At 64.0% G+C, this 18,105-nt stretch carries 17 protein-coding genes; 8 read left to right on the top strand and 9 right to left on the bottom strand.

The window, feature by feature from the left end; all coding sequences use genetic code 11:
• Positions 1–194 precede the first annotated feature (194 nt).
• A complete protein-coding gene (locus GTW58_RS00890; RefSeq protein WP_119932161.1) occupies positions 195–1,025 on the bottom strand; it encodes a di- and tripeptidase in 831 nt (276 codons plus the stop codon).
• Between the two features lie 267 nt (positions 1,026–1,292).
• Here GTW58_RS00890 and GTW58_RS00885 point away from each other — a divergent pair, with 267 nt between their 5' ends.
• The gene (locus GTW58_RS00885) at positions 1,293–2,066 is read left to right on the top strand and encodes a spermidine synthase (protein WP_119932160.1); all 774 of its coding nucleotides are present in this window, start codon (positions 1,293–1,295) and stop codon (positions 2,064–2,066) included.
• A 4-nt stretch (positions 2,067–2,070) separates the two neighbouring features.
• Here GTW58_RS00885 and GTW58_RS00880 read toward each other — a convergent pair whose 3' ends face one another.
• The 3 genes from GTW58_RS00880 to GTW58_RS00870 form a co-directional block, all read right to left on the bottom strand.
• On the bottom strand, positions 2,071–2,391 hold the full coding sequence (locus GTW58_RS00880) for an acylphosphatase (RefSeq protein WP_119932159.1): 321 nt from the start codon (positions 2,389–2,391) through the stop codon (positions 2,071–2,073).
• A 183-nt stretch (positions 2,392–2,574) separates the two neighbouring features.
• Complete coding sequence (locus GTW58_RS00875) at positions 2,575–3,402, bottom strand: DsbA family protein (protein WP_119932158.1); 828 nt, start codon at positions 3,400–3,402, stop codon at positions 2,575–2,577.
• Positions 3,403–3,577: 175 nt separating this feature from the next.
• Positions 3,578–4,117 (bottom strand): type 1 glutamine amidotransferase domain-containing protein, encoded by a 540-nt coding sequence (locus GTW58_RS00870; RefSeq protein WP_119932157.1) that lies wholly within the window; start codon positions 4,115–4,117, stop codon positions 3,578–3,580.
• A 249-nt stretch (positions 4,118–4,366) separates the two neighbouring features.
• On the opposite strand from GTW58_RS00870, the gene GTW58_RS00865 reads away from it, so the two are divergent.
• The gene (locus GTW58_RS00865) at positions 4,367–4,549 is read left to right on the top strand and encodes a hypothetical protein (RefSeq protein WP_157980417.1); all 183 of its coding nucleotides are present in this window, start codon (positions 4,367–4,369) and stop codon (positions 4,547–4,549) included.
• 10 nt (positions 4,550–4,559) lie between these two features.
• On the opposite strand, the gene GTW58_RS00860 is transcribed toward GTW58_RS00865, so the two are convergent.
• The 3 genes from GTW58_RS00860 to manA form a co-directional block, all read right to left on the bottom strand.
• On the bottom strand, positions 4,560–5,666 hold the full coding sequence (locus tag GTW58_RS00860) for a hypothetical protein (protein ID WP_119932156.1): 1,107 nt from the start codon (positions 5,664–5,666) through the stop codon (positions 4,560–4,562).
• A 104-nt stretch (positions 5,667–5,770) separates the two neighbouring features.
• A complete protein-coding gene (locus GTW58_RS00855; RefSeq protein ID WP_119932155.1) occupies positions 5,771–6,652 on the bottom strand; it encodes a shikimate dehydrogenase in 882 nt (293 codons plus the stop codon).
• Positions 6,653–6,789: 137 nt separating this feature from the next.
• Positions 6,790–7,959, bottom strand: a complete 1,170-nt coding sequence (gene manA / locus GTW58_RS00850) for a mannose-6-phosphate isomerase, class I (RefSeq protein WP_119932154.1) — start codon at positions 7,957–7,959, stop codon at positions 6,790–6,792.
• Between the two features lie 198 nt (positions 7,960–8,157).
• On the opposite strand from manA, the gene GTW58_RS00845 reads away from it, so the two are divergent.
• Both GTW58_RS00845 and GTW58_RS00840 read left to right on the top strand, forming a co-directional pair.
• Positions 8,158–9,555 carry a phosphomannomutase/phosphoglucomutase gene (locus GTW58_RS00845; RefSeq protein WP_119932153.1) on the top strand — a complete coding sequence of 466 codons (1,398 nt, stop codon included), beginning with the start codon at positions 8,158–8,160 and terminating at the stop codon, positions 9,553–9,555.
• A 212-nt stretch (positions 9,556–9,767) separates the two neighbouring features.
• The gene (locus GTW58_RS00840) at positions 9,768–10,136 is read left to right on the top strand and encodes a roadblock/LC7 domain-containing protein (RefSeq protein WP_119932152.1); all 369 of its coding nucleotides are present in this window, start codon (positions 9,768–9,770) and stop codon (positions 10,134–10,136) included.
• An 82-nt stretch (positions 10,137–10,218) separates the two neighbouring features.
• Here the strand turns inward: GTW58_RS00840 and GTW58_RS00835 are convergent, their stop codons facing one another.
• Complete coding sequence (locus tag GTW58_RS00835) at positions 10,219–11,694, bottom strand: sugar ABC transporter ATP-binding protein (protein ID WP_157980416.1); 1,476 nt, start codon at positions 11,692–11,694, stop codon at positions 10,219–10,221.
• A 175-nt stretch (positions 11,695–11,869) separates the two neighbouring features.
• On the bottom strand, positions 11,870–13,723 hold the full coding sequence (locus GTW58_RS00830; RefSeq protein WP_119932150.1) for a phosphoenolpyruvate carboxykinase (GTP): 1,854 nt from the start codon (positions 13,721–13,723) through the stop codon (positions 11,870–11,872).
• 368 nt (positions 13,724–14,091) lie between these two features.
• Between GTW58_RS00830 and GTW58_RS00825 the strand changes: the two genes are divergently transcribed.
• From GTW58_RS00825 to GTW58_RS00810, 4 genes are read left to right on the top strand one after another with little or no spacing between them, the layout of a single operon-like run.
• Positions 14,092–15,189 (top strand): ABC transporter substrate-binding protein, encoded by a 1,098-nt coding sequence (locus GTW58_RS00825; protein WP_119932149.1) that lies wholly within the window; start codon positions 14,092–14,094, stop codon positions 15,187–15,189.
• On the top strand, positions 15,186–16,223 hold the full coding sequence (locus GTW58_RS00820; RefSeq protein WP_119932148.1) for a FecCD family ABC transporter permease: 1,038 nt from the start codon (positions 15,186–15,188) through the stop codon (positions 16,221–16,223). The genes GTW58_RS00825 and GTW58_RS00820 overlap by 4 nt, the downstream gene beginning before the upstream one ends.
• Complete coding sequence (locus tag GTW58_RS00815; protein WP_232817915.1) at positions 16,220–17,263, top strand: FecCD family ABC transporter permease; 1,044 nt, start codon at positions 16,220–16,222, stop codon at positions 17,261–17,263. The genes GTW58_RS00820 and GTW58_RS00815 overlap by 4 nt, the downstream gene beginning before the upstream one ends.
• On the top strand, positions 17,260–18,105 hold the full coding sequence (locus GTW58_RS00810) for an ABC transporter ATP-binding protein (protein ID WP_119932147.1): 846 nt from the start codon (positions 17,260–17,262) through the stop codon (positions 18,103–18,105). The genes GTW58_RS00815 and GTW58_RS00810 overlap by 4 nt, the downstream gene beginning before the upstream one ends.

The following is an 18,105-nucleotide window of genomic DNA, read 5'->3' as shown; positions in this document are numbered from 1 at the left end:
TGCGCGCCATCCTACGTGCTGACCTGCAACAATAAGTCACACTGATACCTATACGTATGAATCCACCTGTACGTGACTGCATGTGAGTACCCATGGTGCGGCGGCACCACGTCACCAAGTACCCATGGATGACAAAGCGGGTGGGGTCAAAGGACCCCACCCGTTTGCATCACACAGGCAATTCCCAGTTGGACTCAGCTGTCCCCGGCCGCCTTGTCCCCCGTCAACTCACCGGCAGATTCATCCTTCTTGGACCGGCGACCACGGCCTTTCTTGCCGCCCTTGTCATCCTCGAACTTAGGAGCGCGGTCAATCTCTGCCAACACCGGCGGGAAGGATGAACCCAACTCACCGAAGGCCTCATGGGTGGACTTGACCACAGTGCGGGCCAGTGCGTAGTTGGCACCTCCGCCAACAATGGCACCCAGACCGAATGGGAGCGCACGTCCGATGAACGCCCCGGACTGACGCTTGAGGAAACGCTTGATGAACATGTTGTGCAGCGTTCGGGTCACGGTGGTGCCCTGGGCGGAACCGGAACCCAGCATCAGGCCCCAGTTGCTGTTGGCCATGCCTGCCTTGCCACCCTTGGCCAAAACCTGGCCCATGAGCGCCTCACCGTCTTCACCCAGCATCAGGGCCATGACCATGGCGCGAGTCTTGTCCGGATCCTCCGTGGAGACACCGTGCAGCTCTGCAATGGACTGGGCGTAGAGAGCTGTCATCTCCAGGTAGGCACCCACGGAGGCTGCTGACACACCCAGTGAGGCCACGGTGCCGATTCCCGGAACCATGGCAACACCGCCAGTGGCACCACCGCCTGCCGTCACGGCACGGACGTACTGCTTCTCCAGACGCTTGGCGATCTGGGCGGGGGTGTCATTGGGATGCTGACGCCGCTGGCGCTTGACCCAGTGCAGCACCACGGGTCGCTGGACGCGCAGGGTTGTCTCCAGGAAGTTGGCGGTCGCCTGCGTGGGCTTGCCTGAATCGTCGAATGCATTCTTGATGGGGTTGAAAACCACGTGAGGACTCCTCCACTTGAGGTGACCGGCTCAGCCACCACGTCTATGACCTTAGCCCGGTCACGGTGCTCGTCATTGAACTCCACGCTATTTCACCAGTCATCAGCACACTGCCGGGTTCGCCTCCAGCGGACTGTCTGGTGAACAGAATGCTCCCCTCTGTCCTAGCATCAATTCATACCCGACCACAGCTGAGCTTGAGGAGTTCTCCTGCCTTCATCACCTGATTCCTCGATCCCTCAACGGTTTCTCAAGGACCTGGATGCTGTGGCCACCGTGGAGTACGACTCCACCACTCGCGGTTGGATCCTGAGCATCGGCGGGACCGAACAGTCCCACGTGGATCTGGAGGACTCGCACCGGGTCTTCTACGAATACCTGCAGCGTGTGGCCAACGTGGTGGATGTGGTCAAGGACCCGGGGGTCCCGGTGCAAGCCGTTCATCTGGGCGGCGGTGCCATGACGCTACCCAGGTACATGACCGCCACCAGGCCAGGCTCACGGCAGATCGTGGTGGAGCTGGCCCGGGAACTCCCAGATTTTGTGACCACGCATCTCCCGTTGCCGCCGGAAGCGCAGATCCAGGTGCTGACCGGGGACGCCCGTGAGTCCCTTCCCCGTCTGCGGGAGGTTGGCGCAACACCGGTGGATGTGGTGGTCCTGGACGTCTTTGCAGGCGACGGCGCACCGCAACACTTACGGGAGCGCTCCTTCTACCGGGAGATTCGCGAGGTCATGACACCGCACGGGATCTTGTTGGTCAACGTGGGCGATGATCCCGGACTGGCATTCTTTCGCGAGCAAGCCCGCGCACTGAGTGTGGCCGAGGACAGGGGCTCGCAGCCGGTGTTCCAGGACGTGTGGTGTTTGACGGAGGCCACCATGACCTCCGGCCGCCACGCAGGCAACCTGATCTTGGTGGCATCCAGCCAACCACTACCGGGGTGGTGGAAGGAACACCTGATGGCGGCAGGCCCCCATCCGGCAGCCGTGCTGGACGGATGGGACCTGAGCCAATGGCTCGCTGAGCACCAGAGGTGAACCGTCACCCGGTGGTGAAGGTGTTCAGGTCCCCACGGGCATCTTCGTAATGAGCATCAACCGTGAACACGGCTCCGGGTGCATCTGATCCCTGAATGCTGCGCAGAAGGTCACGGACTGCCCACCTGGGGCCTTCCGCCACCACGCGGACTGAGCCATCCGATTCATTCACGGCCGATCCGCTGAGCCCGAGCTTCTCCGCTTGTTTCCAGGTCCAGTACCGGAAGCCCACCCCCTGGACGGTGCCTTGCACCACTGCGGTGACGCGGATGGGTTGTTCGGTGTCCAAGGTCTGCTCCTGATGGTTCTGGGATGCACTGGCCATGTCCTGGGACCTGTTGGCCTTTGCCCCGGGCCTGAAACCCAAGAAGTTCTGCCCCGGATGCTGCAACGGGGCCGGGCGCTGCTTACGTCCCGTTAGTCGTGACAACCACCCGAGTGGCCCGCCTCCGGGCTGGGATGCGTGTTCTGACATGTTCGGACCTCAATCCTGGGTGACGTGCGCGGGTCAGTTGCCCGGCGTGGGTTCAGCCGTTCCGCCTGCCGGAGTGGCGGCATCCGAGCCCGCAGAGTCCGTGGCGTCTTCGAACGCGCCTGCCAAGTCATCGGCCGTGCGCACATTCTCCAGGTCCACTTGCTGATCCGCCACCACAAAACTCGGGGTTCCCGGCAGCTCCAGTTCACCGGCCTGCTGGGAGTGAGCATCCACGATCTGCGCCACTGCGCCGGAGCTGTAGTCCCCGGTGAACTGGTCTACATCCAGCCCCAAGTCCTCGGCCGTGGTCACAAAATAGTCGTCCAGCTCCCCGCCGCTGAGCGGCGTCCAGTCCTCAGCGTTCTCATACAGGTGTGAGGCATATTCGTGAGCCTGATCCTGCATGGCCGCGGCTTCCACTGCACGCGCCGTGGGGACCGCGTTGTCATGGATGGGTAGCGGGTAGTTCTTGACCATGACCGTGACGGTGCCGTCCAGGGATTCGGCAGCCTGTTCCACCAGCGGATGCGCTGACTGGCACGCGGGGCATTCGTAGTCCGTGTACATGGTGACCACCGGAAGGTCATCCACGGTGTTCAACGCGTACCCGGAGTTGATGGCCTCATCCACGTAATCCTGGCCTTGGGAGGCGCCGTCGCCACCTGCCTGTGGATCAGAGGCCGCAGGTTGCTCCGTGGTGCCGGCAGTCTGCTCCGCAGCGCTCTGCGTGGCAGCGGCATCCCCCGAACCATCGGTCCCGTTTCCACCGCAAGCTGTCAGCAACAACACAGAGGCACCGAGCAGTGCGGCAGCACTTCTGGCATGGCGACCTGGAATCCGCAGTGCGGGGATGCTGGGCATGGGACGTCCTTTCGAGTGCGTGATCAATCACGGTGGGGCCCGCCAGGTGGCAGTGGCCTCACCAGCAGTCAACCATGTGGGGCTTACCGACGCCGGGGTGGTTGCCGAACGTGGCCTGGCCCCGGCGCCAGCAATCGCAGCGGCCCGATTGCCCACCCCTGCAGCGTCGCGCAGGTCAGTCGGCAGTCAACCGCACCAGCTCACGGTTGAAGGCCTCCAAGTCACCGGGGTTGCGGGAGGTCACCAGGTTGCCGTCCACCACAACTTCACGGTCCACCCATTCAGCACCTGCATTGCGCAGGTCCGTGGCAACCGAGGTGTAGGAGGTCATGGTCCGGCCGTTGACCAGGCCGGCTTCAATCAGGATCCAGGGAGCGTGGCAGATGGCGGCAATGGGCTTCTGGGCGGCATCGAACTCCTTGACCAGCCGTAGAGCTTCCTGATCCAGGCGCATGGTGTCCGCGTTCAGCGTGCCACCGGGCAGCACCAGGGCGTCAAAATCGGCGGCCTCAACGGTCTCCAAGGCTTCGTCGACGTCGTATTTTCCGGAATGTTCCCAGTCACCCTGCATGGCGGTGATCTGACCTTTTTCCGTGGAGAGCAGCACGGGCGTTCCACCGGATTGGCGAACGGCGGCCCACGGTTCCGTCAACTCCGGTTCCTCCACACCATTGGTGGCGATGAAGGCGATCTTCTTACCGTTCAGGGAGGTCATGGCATTCACGTCCTAGTCGTCGTAGACATCAGGCCTCTGGAACATGGGGTGCGCAGTCGGCGCCCTCCACCAGAAATGGCCAGCTTGCTTTATGTTCTCACCCCAGAACCAGATCCGCAGCTGTGTCCGCCGTCCAAGAACCACCTTGCGCCGCACCAGGTGGGTGGATCACACTTTCTGCTTGGTGTGCCCCGGGTCCTCACCGGGCAGCAACCGCGATCCACTGCTCGAGCCCTAGGAGTTCCATCCGTGGCACCAATGATTCCCCTGCAGATCGGCCTGACGGTCGTCGGCCTCCTGGTTGTGGTTCTGGGAGCCGTGATCGGTGACGGACTGCTGCTGTTGATCGGTGGCCTGATGACCGCCGTGGCCGTGACAGGCCTGGGCATAGCCCTGCGAGCGCGCGCCAGGGAGTCCCACCACACCCGCTGAGGTGCCCCGCTCAGGCTGCCCTCTTGGGAGGCAGGCCCACCACGGTTTCCTCCACCCGCAGGCCCCGCAAACCTGCCACTCGTTCCAGGTCCTGGCGGATCTGATCCGCATTCGGTTCCGAACCGGGGGTCCTGGGCTCGATCTCCACCTGCAGCACCTCCGCCTCCCGCGGGTCGGTCACGATCTTGGCACTGACCGTCTGCACACCATCGGCCTGGCTGAGTTCTTGCAGATCCTCCACCAACACTCCACTCAAGCTGCGCTGTTGATCCTCCGTGTAGGTCAACGTCAGGTTGTTGTGCTGGACCACCACCTGATCCACGCGCGTGGGGGTCATGGCAGGTGTCTGGACGGACTGTGAGCTCTCCAAGGCGGACTGAACCTGCTGGACAGTGGCATCTTGCGACGGGTCCGCCTCAAGATAGGTGGTCAGCCTCAGATGATCGCCCACCTCCACCGCCCACCGCTCGCCCACACCGGCTTCCCTGAGTTGGTCCAACGCCTGGATGCCAGCCCCCGTGAGGGTGATGGACTGATCGGAAACCAGCCCCTGGCTCGGTCCCGTCACGTGGCTGCCATCGGAGAGGTAGATGGTGATCTCCCCCAGAGAGATGCCCTGAGCGGCCAGACCCTGTTGTTCGGAAGCGGTGACCGCCGCCTGCCTCACCGAACGAATGTTCTCTTCACTGCTTTCAGCGCTCATCACCACACCGATGTCAGCAGAGCCCGTCCGCCCGGCCTCCGAATCCGTGTAGGTGCCCATCACAGAGGCGGAGGTGACGCCGTTGATCTTGCACAGCACCTCTTCCACGCCCGGAACGTACACGGGGACGTCGTCGTCGCCGGCTATGGGGTCCGGTCTGACCAGGCCGTCGTCGTCAGCGTTGGGGCGGGGTTGGTCGCAACCCGCGCTGTAACCCCAGGCAGGAAGCTCCACACCCTGCGCCACCACAGGTTCCGGTGTTTCGCGGTTGGGTGGAGCAGCAATTTCTTCCGTTGACGCATTGTGCTCAGCGCTGTCCTGGCAACCGCTCAACGTCAGGGGAAGCAGCACCAAGGTGCCGGCGGTCAACCACCGACCTGCCGATGCCACGTGCCGGGCCGAGTGCGAGTTCATGCGTGGATCCTGACGTCTGGGCGCAGATGCCCGTGGGCGTGGAACGCAGACACCCTCAGGTGCACTGCAACCCTCAGGATAGTGGGCAGGAACCCGTGAACAGATCAGTGTCCACCTTGTTGGGCTGCCAACAGGGACAGGAAGTGGTGGCGCATCCGCTGCCGGTCAGCCTCCTGTCCCGTGATCAGGCGGAAGGCGTCCACCGCCTGCCCAACGGCCATGGCACCGCCGTCCAGAACCGGGCACCCCAGGGAGCGTGCGTGGCGAATCAAGGGGGTGTCCACGGGCAGGTAGATCACGTCTGCCACCCAGTGCTGGGCGGTGACCAGAGAAAGATCGATGGGCGCACCTGGATGATGGTGCATCCCGATGGGGGTGCAGTTGACCACCCCGTTGGCCTGGGCCACGTGGGAGGCCAGGTCTTCCTGCCCCACTGCCTCGATGACTGCGTCCGGGAAGTAACGGCTCAGGGCAGCGGCGCGTTCCTGCGCGCGGTCCTGGTCCAGATCGAACAAACTGAGGTGTTCCACCGCCGAATCCAACAGGGCGTAGGCAACCGCAGATCCTGCCCCACCTGTGCCCAACTGCACCACACGACCTTTGGGCACCTCCGGGAGCTCAGCAGCCAGCGCTGCGGAGAACCCGGTCTGGTCCGTGTTGTGTCCCATGAACTTGCCATCCCGGATGAGCACGGTGTTGACCGCCTGCAAGGCCTGAGCACGTTCGGAGACCTGATCCAAGTGCTGCAACACGGTTTGTTTGCACGGATGGGTGATGTTGAACGCGTTGAATCCCAGGTCCCGTCCGGCCCGCAGCAACTCGCCGACGTCATCGCCGGGGCGCCCGATCACGGTGAGGTCCACTGGACGGTAGATGTACGGCAGCCCCTGGGCGGCACCCTCTGCCTCGTGCATGGGCGGGGTCAGACTCTGGGTGATGCCATCACCGATCAGACCGACCAGATAGGACTCGTGAACTGTGCTCATGGCAGCTGGACCTCGCATCGTGTCAGACAGTTCCTGCAGGCAGACCCACACGTTATGACGCCGGTCACGCCATCACCCCAGTTGTTGCAGGCTGTTCGCATCGGTCCCGCCGCACGATCGTCGGACCGTGGGTCAGGTCAGCCGTTGAGCCCCACTGCGTAAGCCGTGCCCTGCCCGCTGGCCTTCACGGAGGAGCCGTCAGTACGGCACCAGACGGAGTGCCCTGCGGTGAGGTGGTGGCTGAGTCCATCCACCTCCAAGGTCAACTCCCCGTCCGTGCACAGAACCACGCAGGTGTTGCCCGGCAATTCACGGTCCTGGCCACCGGCGACGACGGCGCAGACAAGGCTCAGGCGGTCGTCCCACAACGGGTAGTGGCGCAGACCGTCCGCGCCGGCAGGAGCATCGATGGGATCGGTGTCCTCCTGCTCAGGGTTCACGATGGCCAGCAGTTCCGGGACATCAATGTGCTTGGGCGTCAGTCCGGCACGCAACACGTTGTCCGAGCAGGCCATGAGTTCCACGGCGGTGCCACGCAGGTAGGCGTGCAGTTGACCGGCCGGGGTGAAGATGGCTTGTCCCGGCTCCAGGATCACGTGGTTCATGCACAGCGCCACCAACAGTCCGCGATCCCCTGGGTGCCGCCCGGAGATGTAGCGCAACAGTGCGCCCAGTTCGTCATGGGTGGGCAGGCGATCAACGGCGTGCATCAAATCCGCCAGGGCCACCTGGGCTTGGTCATGGGGAAGCTGCAGCACCTCTGGCAGCACAGGCCGCCCGGTTGCCAGGATCTCCCGCAGCCACTGCTGATCCAGCGCCTCGGCCAGAACGGCCAACTCGGCGTTGCTGCGCACACCGCTGAGAGTTTCCACCCGGGTCACGGCCACGCCGATCTCCGGCTTGGGCTGGCGATCCTTGTAATTACGAGTGGAGGCGGACAACTCCACTCCGGCGGCTTCCTCCCGCTGCCACCCTTCCTCGGCCTGCTCGGGCGAGGGGTGGACCTGAATGGACAGAGGAGCGTCAATGGCCAGGATCTTGAGCAGGAAGGGGAGATCGCCGTCGCTCTGCAGGGCTGAGGTCAGCGAACCCAGGAGGCGGGCGGGGTCCTCCTGCAACAACTCGATGACCGTGACCTCCCGGCCGTCAACGCTCACCACGGACGGTCCGGACGGGTGCGAACCCACCCAGAGTTCGGCCTCAGGTGTTGCTGACGGCACCTCCCGGGACTGCATGCGTGCCAGCACGGATCGTGAACCCCACGCATAGTCCTGGATCGGGTCAGTGGTCGCAAAAAACTCAGCCATGGGCCCATGGAAGCACAACCACCTGCGGGCATCCTGGTGTGGCACGTCCTGCGGGAGGGATTGCTACCAGACTCACACCCACGGGCACCCCCTTGTCCCCCGATGTGAGTCCCCTGCCGGTGCCACGGACAGGACTGTGGCGCGCAACCAACGGGCACAGCAACGGATCACCAGTCACCGTGAACTAAGGTTCGAACTATGACAATTGAGCTTTCCGAGTCATTCAAGGCATACGACGTCCGCGGGATCGTGGGCCAGAGCATCACCGCCGAAACCGTGTGCGCCACGGGTGCCGCATTCGTGGACGTTCTGGGCCTGGCAGGTTCCACTGTTCTGGTGGGAGGGGACATGCGCCCGTCCTCCCCCGAATTCATTGACGCTTTTGCAGAAGGCGCCACAGCCCGCGGGGCCGACGTCGTGAAGATCGGGCTGATCTCCACGGACGAGCTGTATTTTGCCTGCGGTGTGATGGATGCAGCTGGGGTGACCTTCACCGCCAGCCACAACCCAGCCGCCTACAACGGCATGAAGATGTCCAAGGCCGGTGCCGTGCCTGTGTCCTCGGAGACCGGTCTCTACGAGATCCGCGATCGCGCCCAGGCTTACCTTGCCGAGGGCGTCGAGTCCGTGGAGAACCCGGGGTCCGTCACGGAGCGTGACGTGCTCAAGGACTACGCCGAGTTCCTGCGTGGGCTGGTGGACCTCTCCGCCATCCGCCCCCTGAAGGTGGTTGTGGACGCCGGCAACGGCATGGGCGGCAAGACCACCCCCGCCGTGCTGGGCGACACAGTTTTGACCGGACTGCCCCTGGAGATCGTGCCCCTGTACTTCGAGCTCGACGGCACTTTCCCCAACCACCCGGCCAACCCGCTGGAGCCGGAGAACCTGGTGGACCTGCAGAAGGCCGTGGTTGAGCACGGCGCGGACATCGGCTTGGCATTCGACGGCGACGCCGACCGCTGCTTTGTGATCGACAACAACGGTGACCCGGTCACCCCCTCTGCCATTGCCGCTCTGGTGGCCGAGCGCGAGATCGCCCGGGCCCAGGCCGACGGCGAGCAGGAACCCGTGGTCATTTACAACCTGATCACCTCCAAGGCAGTTCCTGAGCTGGTGACTGCTCGCGGTGGGCGCCCGGTCAAGACCCGCGTGGGCCACTCCTTCATCAAGGCCGTCATGGCGTCTGAGGGTGGCGTTTTCGGCGGTGAACACTCGGCGCACTACTACTTCCGGGACTTCTTCAACGCAGACACCGGCATGCTGGCCGCCATGCACGTCCTGGCCGCCCTGGGTGAGCAGGAGGGCCCGCTCAGCGAACTCATGGACAGCTACTCGCCCTACGTCGCCTCCGGTGAGATCAACTCGGAGATCGAGGACAAGAAGGCCGCTGTGGACCGCGTGCGTGAGGCCTACGCGGGCCAGGACGTCTCCGTTGAGGACTCCGACGGCACCACCTTCACCTCCGAGTCCCAGAACTGGTGGTTCAACCTTCGCCCGTCCAACACGGAGCCCTTCCTGCGCCTGAACGTGGAAGCTGCGGATCAGGCCACCATGGAGCAGGTTCGGGACAACGTGCTGAGCATCATTCGCGCGTGATCCCCTGATCCCGGCGGGGCTGGACACCACATGGTGTCGACGGCACCAACCGTCCGCTCTTGAGCGGACAGTTGGTGCCGTTGGCACACAATTACCCCGCAACTCCTCCACAATTCATATTGGATCGCATGGTTCTGGGTGCCGAAGAGGTGCGCCAGAACTCCTGCATCTGCATGACCTAGAGTTTCAACGTCAAGGGGGAAAACCACACCATGTCTCAGCTGGACAGCTCGATCCAGGAACTTCTGACCATCGACGGCGCCACCGGTGCAGCAATCGTCGACATCTCCAGCGGCATGGCCCTGGCATCCGGTGGCAACCCGGGATTCGACCTCAACGTGGCTGCAGCCGGCAACTCCAACGTGGTCCGCGCAAAGCTGCGCACCATGCAGGAAATCGATCTCCAGGGTGAGATCGAGGACATCATGATCACTCTGGGCAACCAGTACCACCTGATCAACGTTCTGAACACGGAGGCAACCTCCGGGTTGTTCGTCTACCTGGTGCTGGATCGCAACAGCTCCAACCTGGCCCTGGCCCGCCACAAGCTCACCGGCGTGGCCCGCAAGATCAGCCTGTGATCTGAATTCAGTCACACCATCAGTTGAGGCCCGGTTCCATGTGGAACCGGGCCTCAACTGATGGGTCAGCGGGGACTGTCGATCACCAGGCATCCCCCAGTGCCGCACTCATCAAGGTGTCCTCCGTGGCGTGTTCATTGTGCTGATGCGCCACGATCCGCCCGTCGCGCATGACCAGAATCCGATGGCACCACTGCAGCAGTTCCGTCATCTCGGATGACATCAACAACACCGCTGTGCCACGGTCCGTGAGTTCCCGCAGCATGTCGTACACATCCCCCTTGGACCCGATGTCGATCCCCCGCGTGGGGTGGTTCAGGATCAAGATGTCGCACTCACTGCGCATCCACCGGGCCAATGCGATCTTCTGCTGGTCTCCGCCGGAGAGATCCCCCACCTGCGACTGGATGTCATGGGTCTGGATCCGCAGGGTTTTCACCTGGGCGGCCACATCACGCAACGCGGAGATTTCCCGGACAAACCCTGCTTGGGGATCGTAGTTCTCCTTCATCAATCGACGCGCAACGGAGATCTCCAGGGCGGCTTCCAGTTCGTCGTCGGTGTCGGAGAGGTATCCGATGCCTAGGTTCACGGCGTCATCCGCGGAGTCGATGGTGACGTCCTGGCCCTTGACCTGCAGAGTACGGAACTGCGCCGAACCTGCACCCACCAAGGCGGAGACCAGCTCGCTCATGCCCGCGCGTCGCAGCCCGGTCAGCCCCAGGACTTCACCGCGGTGCAACTCGAAAGAGACGTCAGAAAGCCCGCGGGAGGTGGATGCACCCTCCACCCGCAACACTTCCTCCTGGGGGCCTTCCACCGCGCCGGGGCGAGACGGCTGGGCAATCCGGCGTTCAAACATCGAGTAGACGATGTCATCCACCTTGACCTCACGCGGGGTGAATTCATCCTTGATCTGCCCCTCCCGCATGACCAGGATCCGGTCGGCCAGGGAACGAACCTCATCAATGCGGTGCGTGATGTAAATGATGCCGGCACCTTGACGGACCAAGCCGCGCAGCACGGAATGGACCAGGGCCACTTCCTGGTCGTTGAAGGAGGCAGCCACCTCATCCAGGAGCATGAGTTGCGGGTTCTGGAATTGAAGGCGCAACACCCCCACAATGGCCTGCTCGGCGCGCATGAGTTCATGCACAGGAGTTTCGGGATCCATCTGCACGCCCGAATCGGCCAAAATTTCCCGTGCCCTCTGAAGTGCGGCCTCAGAGTCATCCGGGGCACCCAGGTCAAAGGCTGCAATGGCTTGAACCACGGTCAAGTCCTGGTCCAGGCCTAAGCGCTGGTGCACGGCACCCACTCCGCGACGACGGGCGTCGTCGTCACCGGTGGGCCGATACGGCTCCCCGCCCAGCAGAATCTCACCACTGTTGGGCTGGGTGGCCCCCGCCAGAACGGAGATCAGGGTGGATTTACCGGCACCATTGCCACCCACCAGACCAACAATCTCCCCCTGGGACACCGTTAGGTCCACGCCCTTGAGCACCCGGACCTGACCATGGTTCTTGACCAGACCGCGTACGGACAACAGTTCATTCACCGGTTGTTCTCCCCCGAAAACTTGATGGGCGGCTACTGACGCCCCATGCCCTGAGATATGGCGGAGGACCCTGCCGACGCCAGAAAACACTGTACCCCGCAACCGAATTCACCTCGGCTACGGGGTACAGAAAGGCCCACTGGGGTACAGAAATGCCTACACGGGCTGTTGCGGATTACTTGCTCAAACGATCCTTCAAACCCGCAGCCTGCTCGGTGAGGACTTCCGGAACGTCTCCGAGCTTGGCAAACCAGTCCTCGATGCCGGGCAGTTCTTCCAACCACTCCTCAGCATCGACGGCCAGGGCGGCCTGGATCTCCTCCGGGGTGATCTCCAGGCCCTCCAGATTCAGGTCCTCAGGGTTGGGCACAACTCCCACAGCGGTCTCCACGCCTCCGGCAGTGCCGTCCACACGGCGGCAGATCCACTCGACCACGCGGCTGTTCTCCCCGAAACCGGGCCATGCAAAGCCGCCGTCCGGCGTGCGGCGGAACCAGTTGACATAGAAGACCTTGGGCATGTTCTCCGCGCCGTGATTCTCCCCCAGGTCCAGCCAGTGCTGAAGGTACTCATTGGCGTTGTAGCCGATGAACGGGAGCATGGCCATGGGATCGCGGCGGACCACGCCCACAGCTCCCTTGGCGGCAGCGGTGGTTTCTGAGGATAACGTGGCCCCCTGGAAGACACCGTGCTCCCATCCGAAGGACTCCGAGACCAGCGGCACGGTGGTCTTGCGGCGACCACCGAAGACGATGGCGGACAAGGGCACACCGTTGGGGTCGTCGTATTCGGCAGCCAGGATCTCCGCCTGCTTGATGGGCGTGCAGAACCGGGAGTTGGGGTGGGCTGCAGGGCGCCCGGAGTCCGGGGTCCAGTCATTGCCCTTCCAGTCCGTGAGGTGTTCGGGCACGTCATCTGTCATGCCTTCCCACCACACACCGCCGTCATCAGTGAGAGCCACGTTGGTGAAAATGGTATTGCCGGCGGCAATGGCCTTCATGGCGTTGGGGTTGGTGGACCATCCCGTCCCGGGAGCCACACCGAACAGACCGGCCTCAGGGTTGGTCACGTAGGCCTGGTCCCCGCGGAAGCGAATCCAGGAGATGTCGTCCCCCACCATCTCTGCCTTCCACCCCGGGACGGTGGGCTCGATCATGGCAAAGTTGGTCTTGCCGCAGGCAGACGGGAAGGCTGCGGCAATGTACTTGGTGGCGTTGTCCGGATCCGTCACCTTGAGGATGAGCATGTGCTCGGCCAACCAGCCTTCGTCATGTGCGATGGCAGAGGCGATGCGCAGCGCGTAGCACTTCTTGCCCAACAGGGCGTTGCCGCCGTAGCCGGAACCGAAGGACCAGATGGCACGGTCCTCCGGGAAGTGCACGATGTACTTGGACGGATTGCACGGCCAGGCCACGTCCTGCTGGCCGGGTTCCAGTGGAGCACCCACGGAGTGCAAGCACTCGACGAAGAACGCGTTGGTGTCATCCATCTTCTTCAACACGTCCGCACCAATGGTGGCCATGATGCGCATGGAGCAGACCACGTACGGGGAGTCAGAGATCTCCACGCCGTATTTGGGGTCATCAGCATCAAGGTGACCCATCACGAACGGGATCACGTACATGGTGCGCCCACGCATGGAACCACGGAAGTGATCCCGCAGGATCTCCTTCATCTCCTGCGGGTCTTCCCAGTTGTTGGTGGGGCCTGCAGCCTTGGCGGTCTTGGTGCAGATGAAGGTCCGCTCCTCCACCCGGGCAACGTCATCCGGATCAGAGAAAGCGGCGAATGAGTTGGGGAACTTTTCCGGGTCGAGCCGCACCAAGGTGCCGGCCTCAACCATCTCCTCCGTCAGGGACTTCCACTCAGCCTCAGACCCGTCAACCCAGTGGATGCTCTCCGGCTGGGTGAGTTCAGCGACTTCACGCACCCAGGTCAACAACCGCTGGTGCGTGGTGGGCGCCTGGTCAAGACTCTTCTGAGCCTCCGCGGAGAGTTCCTGCGTTGTGTCGGTGGGCTTCTGAGCCATGGACGTGTCTCCTCATTGAGGCCGTGTGTTGATCAAAACCACCTCTCAGACCTCACCATTGAGGTCCCCCACCCTGCCGGGCGCCGGGTCGAGCTGGCCGAGCTTTGGTGTGATGAAAGTCTACCTGTTCCCTACGTCACCACAGCGGGGTTCACTGTCCCCCATGATGCCTGTTATGACCCTGAAAGGCACCCCCACACCACTCCCGATCCCTGCGCTGACGCGGGTGTGAACACTCACCAGAATTAGCGCATGATTGTTTTGCGTATGTGGTTGATCACGCTCTAGAGTGATCCCGCACAACGTTAGGGTTGCCTAACCTGAGCTTTGACCCATTCTTGTATGCCTTTTGACCACGGGGGTTGACCATGACCGACTCGCAGTACCTGACTGAGGCCCGGAACCTTGGCACTGGTTCCTTCTCCCGGCGTTCTGCCCTGACCGGGTTGGCAGCCTTTGGCGCGCTGGCGTTGGCAGGCTGCCAGACGGGGCCGTCCTCGGATGACGACGCCGCCAACGATGCCCAAGGTGACTTCCCGCGCACGGTTGAGCACGCCTACGGTTCCACCACCATTGACGAAGCCCCGCAGCGTGTGGCCACCATTGCCTGGGTCAACCAGGACGTGGTCCTGGCCCTGGGCGTGGTTCCCGTGGGCATGGCTGCCACAGATTTCGGCGGCAACGACAACCAGTCCACGGACTGGTTCGACGACGCCCTGGCCGAGAACAGTGGCGAAGTGCCCACCAAGTGGAGCGAGACCGACGGGCTGGACTTCCAGGCCATCGCCGCAGCGGAGCCCGACCTGATTGTGGGCGTCTACTCCGGGATGACGGAGGAGGACTACAACCGTCTCTCCGAGATCGCCGACACCATTGCCCCGCCCAAGGACACCGCAGCCTTTGGTGCTGCCTGGGATGAGACCACCCGCATGATCGGTCAGGCCCTGGGACGTGACGACCAAGCCGAGGACCTCATCAGCTCCGTGGAGGAGCAGCTGTCCCAAGCAGCTGAGGAGAACCCGCAGCTGGAGGGCAAGACCTTCATCTACGGCACCGTGGATCCGTCTGCCGAAGAGCAGATCAGCATCTACACGGATGTGGACAACCGGCCCCGCTTCCTCAAGGCCTTGGGCATGGAACAGGCACCCGTGGTGGTGGAGGCCGAAGGCGAGCAGCCGGATGCCTTTTTCATCGGGTGGTCGCCAGAACGTGCGGATGAACTCGAGTCAGACGTCCTGGTGTCCTGGGCCGCTGACGAATCCGCACGTGATGCCATTGAGTCCGATGATCTACTGAACAAGATCCCGGCCGTGGCCAATGACCGCCTGGTGCTGCAGACCGACGGCCAGGAGACGCTGTCCGTCTCAGCAGCCTCTCCGCTGAGCATCCCGTGGGCTATCCAGAACGTGGTTCCCCAGATCGCCCAGGTGCTGGCCCCAACAGAGAGCGCAAGCCCCACGGCATGAGCACTGCCCTACGGATGACTCCGTGGGTTGCGCTGGCCGTTGCGGTGGTCCTGACGATCACCGCAACGGCCGCGTCGCTGTTCTGGGGGTCTCGCACCATTGAACCGAGCACCGTGACCTCGGTTCTGCTGCGCGTGCCCGGGATTCTGATGGGTCAGGATTCCGGGGCATCTGCGGAGATGGACACAGCCGTGGTCCTGGCGCGCATTCCGCGAACACTCACCGCCATTGTGGTGGGCGCAGCCCTGGCAGTTGCGGGGGCAGGCATGCAGGGGATCAGCCGCAACCCGTTGGGAGATCCTGGGCTTTTGGGGCTCTCCGCCGGAGCAGCTGCAGGGGTGGTGCTGGGCCTGGGGTGGTTGGGAATCCACACCAGTTGGCAGATCGCAGTGGCCGCGCTGGCCGGTTCCACACTGGCCGCGTTGCTGGTTTTCGGCATCTCCCAGGCCGGCGGGGGTGCGCCCACCCCGATTGGCCTGACCTTGTCCGGGGCCGCGGTCAATGCTGGATTCGTGGCGGTGACTTCTGCCGTGGTGCTGACCAATCAGGCAGTTCTGGAACGCTTCCGGTACTGGAACGTTGGTTCGGCGTCCAGGTCGGAGACCACCGATCTGCTGACTACGGCACCTCTGATCGCCCTGGGGATTCTGCTGGTCCTGCTGGGTGCCTCCGGACTGAACGCCATGGCGCTCGGTGACGAGTTGGCGCACGGGTTGGGAGTCAACCTGGGGCTGCAGCGCACCGCCGTGTTTGTGGGTGTGGTCATTCTGGCGGGGGCTGCCACCGCCGTGGCCGGGCCGATTGCTTTTGTGGGATTGCTGATCCCGCACGCGATCCGGCGAATTGTGGGGGGCGACTACCGGTGGATCATCACCTTGAGTCTGCTGCTGGGACCCTCCCTGCTGCTGATTGCGGACACCCTGGGACGGGTGGTGGCCCCGCCGCAGGAGATCTACGTTGGCATCACCACGGTGGTCCTGGGAGTCCCCGTCCTACTGGTGCTGCTGCGCCGCAGGAAGGGGATGGCCCTGTGAAAGCTGCACAAGTCCACACCCTTCGCCGTCGCCAGGCCCGACGCCACACCCTGCTGCTGGTGGGACTGTTCACCGCCGTGCTGGCCATGATGGCCATGCGCGTCCTGCTGGGGCAGTACACCGTGACCATCCCTGATTTTTTCCGCATCCTGGGCGGCGAACGCATCCCGGGTGCCACGTTCATCGTCATGCAGGACAAACTCCCCCGGGCCCTGTTGGGTGCGGCCGCGGGGCTGGCCTTCGGCATTGCCGGGGCATTGTTCCGCTCCGTGTTGCGCAATCCACTGGCCAGCCCTGACGTTCTGGGCATCAACGCCGGTGCGGCTGCCGGAGCCGTGACCGCCATGTACTTCCTGGGTGCCGCCGGCACCGGCCTGGCCTGGGCCGCGCTGGCCGGGGGCATCGCAGCCGCCTGCCTGATTGCTGCGGTCTCCACGTCCCTGGGCGCGGGAACCGGCCGTTCCGGCATAGTGGGCGAGCGCTTCCTGCTGGCGGGTATCGGTGTGGCCGCCTTGGCCCAGGCCGTGGTGATGGGGCTGATGACCCGACTGTCCACCCAGAACGCCCAGACCGCCGCGGTCTGGACCGCAGGTTCCCTGAACTCCTCCACCTGGGACCGGCTGACGCTGGTGGCTGCCGTGCTGGTGCTGGCAGTTCCCCTGGCCGTGTTGGTGCAGCGTTCGCTGCAACCGGCCGGGCTCGGCACCGAGCTGGCCGTGGGCCTGGGGTCCCGACCCGGGGTGGCCCAGGCAGGTGCGCTGGGGCTGGGAGTGGCCCTGGCCGCCGTCGCCACCGCTGCAACGGGCCCACTGGCCTTTGTGGCCCTGCTCTCCACTCCGATTGCTGCAGCACTGCACGGCGGCAAGATCTCCGTTCTGGCCAGTGGGGCCGTGGGCGCATTGATTGTGGTTGCGGCGGACATGGTGGGGGCTGAAATGTTGGGGGAGGCCCGGCTTCCGGCAGGAGTGATCACAGGTGCCATCGGCGCGCCCGTGATGCTCTGGCTCCTGGTGCAACTACGGCGAGGAAAGCAGTCATGATCGAACCGATCTTCCAGACACAAGGGCTCAGCCTGGGTTACGGCAGCCGGGTTGCGGTGACTGATGTGGACCTGAGCATCGCCCCCAACCAGACCACGGTGCTGATCGGGGCCAACGGCTCCGGAAAGTCCACCCTGTTCAAGGGCCTCTCCCGCCAACTCACGGCCCGCACCGGCTCCATCCGCTTCAACGGCACGGAGCTCAACAGCCTGCGCCCTAAGGCCTACGCCCGCCAGGTGGCCCTGCTCCCCCAGGCCCCGGTGGTACCGGAGGGACTCACAGTGCTTGAACTGGTGGCCCGCGGACGCCACCCCCACCGGCGGTGGTGGGGCGCACCTTCCCCCGGGGACGACGACGCCATTGCCCGAGCCCTGTCCATGACCAACCTGTCCGGTCTGGCCGAGCGGCCCGTGGATGAACTCTCCGGCGGTCAACGCCAGCGCGCGTGGATCGCCCTGGTGCTGGCGCAGGACACCCCCACGGTGCTGCTGGATGAGCCCACGGCCGCGCTGGACCTGGCCCACCAGGTGGAGCTGCTGGACCTGCTGCGTGGTTTGCGCCGACCGGACGGGACCCGCACCACCGTGGTGGCCGTGCTGCATGAACTGAACCTTGCCGCCCGGGTTGCCGACCGGGTGATCGCCCTCAAGGATGGTCGCGTGGCACTGGCCGGCACACCGTCCCAGGTGTTCACCCCGGAGGTCCTTCAGGACGTGTTCGATCTCAAGGCCGACGTGATCCAGGACCCCACCGAAGGCCACCCGGTGATTCTTCCGCGAGGCCGCACAGAGTCGGCACTGGTTGCACTCCCCGAAGATCCGCTGGTTGGTGAAAGGAGCTGA

The organism is Kocuria subflava, from assembly GCF_012163155.1.
Classification (GTDB): domain Bacteria; phylum Actinomycetota; class Actinomycetes; order Actinomycetales; family Micrococcaceae; genus Kocuria; species Kocuria subflava.
Note: the sequence above shows the minus strand (reverse complement) of the source record. Positions and strands in the feature narration are given on the sequence as shown.

Excerpts from the sequence above, each read along its gene's own strand:
- GTW58_RS00880 (WP_119932159.1), bottom strand. The coding sequence starts at position 2,391 with ATGGCCAGTGCATCCCAGAACCATCAGGAGCAGACCTTGGACACCGAA.
- GTW58_RS00875 (WP_119932158.1), bottom strand. The coding sequence starts at position 3,402 with ATGCCCAGCATCCCCGCACTGCGGATTCCAGGTCGCCATGCCAGAAGT.
- GTW58_RS00870 (WP_119932157.1), bottom strand. The coding sequence starts at position 4,117 with ATGACCTCCCTGAACGGTAAGAAGATCGCCTTCATCGCCACCAATGGT.
- GTW58_RS00860 (WP_119932156.1), bottom strand. The coding sequence starts at position 5,666 with ATGAACTCGCACTCGGCCCGGCACGTGGCATCGGCAGGTCGGTGGTTG.
- GTW58_RS00855 (WP_119932155.1), bottom strand. The coding sequence starts at position 6,652 with ATGAGCACAGTTCACGAGTCCTATCTGGTCGGTCTGATCGGTGATGGC.
- manA (WP_119932154.1), bottom strand. The coding sequence starts at position 7,959 with ATGGCTGAGTTTTTTGCGACCACTGACCCGATCCAGGACTATGCGTGG.
- GTW58_RS00845 (WP_119932153.1), top strand. The coding sequence starts at position 8,158 with ATGACAATTGAGCTTTCCGAGTCATTCAAGGCATACGACGTCCGCGGG.
- GTW58_RS00840 (WP_119932152.1), top strand. The coding sequence starts at position 9,768 with ATGTCTCAGCTGGACAGCTCGATCCAGGAACTTCTGACCATCGACGGC.
- GTW58_RS00830 (WP_119932150.1), bottom strand. The coding sequence starts at position 13,723 with ATGGCTCAGAAGCCCACCGACACAACGCAGGAACTCTCCGCGGAGGCT.
- GTW58_RS00825 (WP_119932149.1), top strand. The coding sequence starts at position 14,092 with ATGACCGACTCGCAGTACCTGACTGAGGCCCGGAACCTTGGCACTGGT.
- GTW58_RS00820 (WP_119932148.1), top strand. The coding sequence starts at position 15,186 with ATGAGCACTGCCCTACGGATGACTCCGTGGGTTGCGCTGGCCGTTGCG.
- GTW58_RS00810 (WP_119932147.1), top strand. The coding sequence starts at position 17,260 with ATGATCGAACCGATCTTCCAGACACAAGGGCTCAGCCTGGGTTACGGC.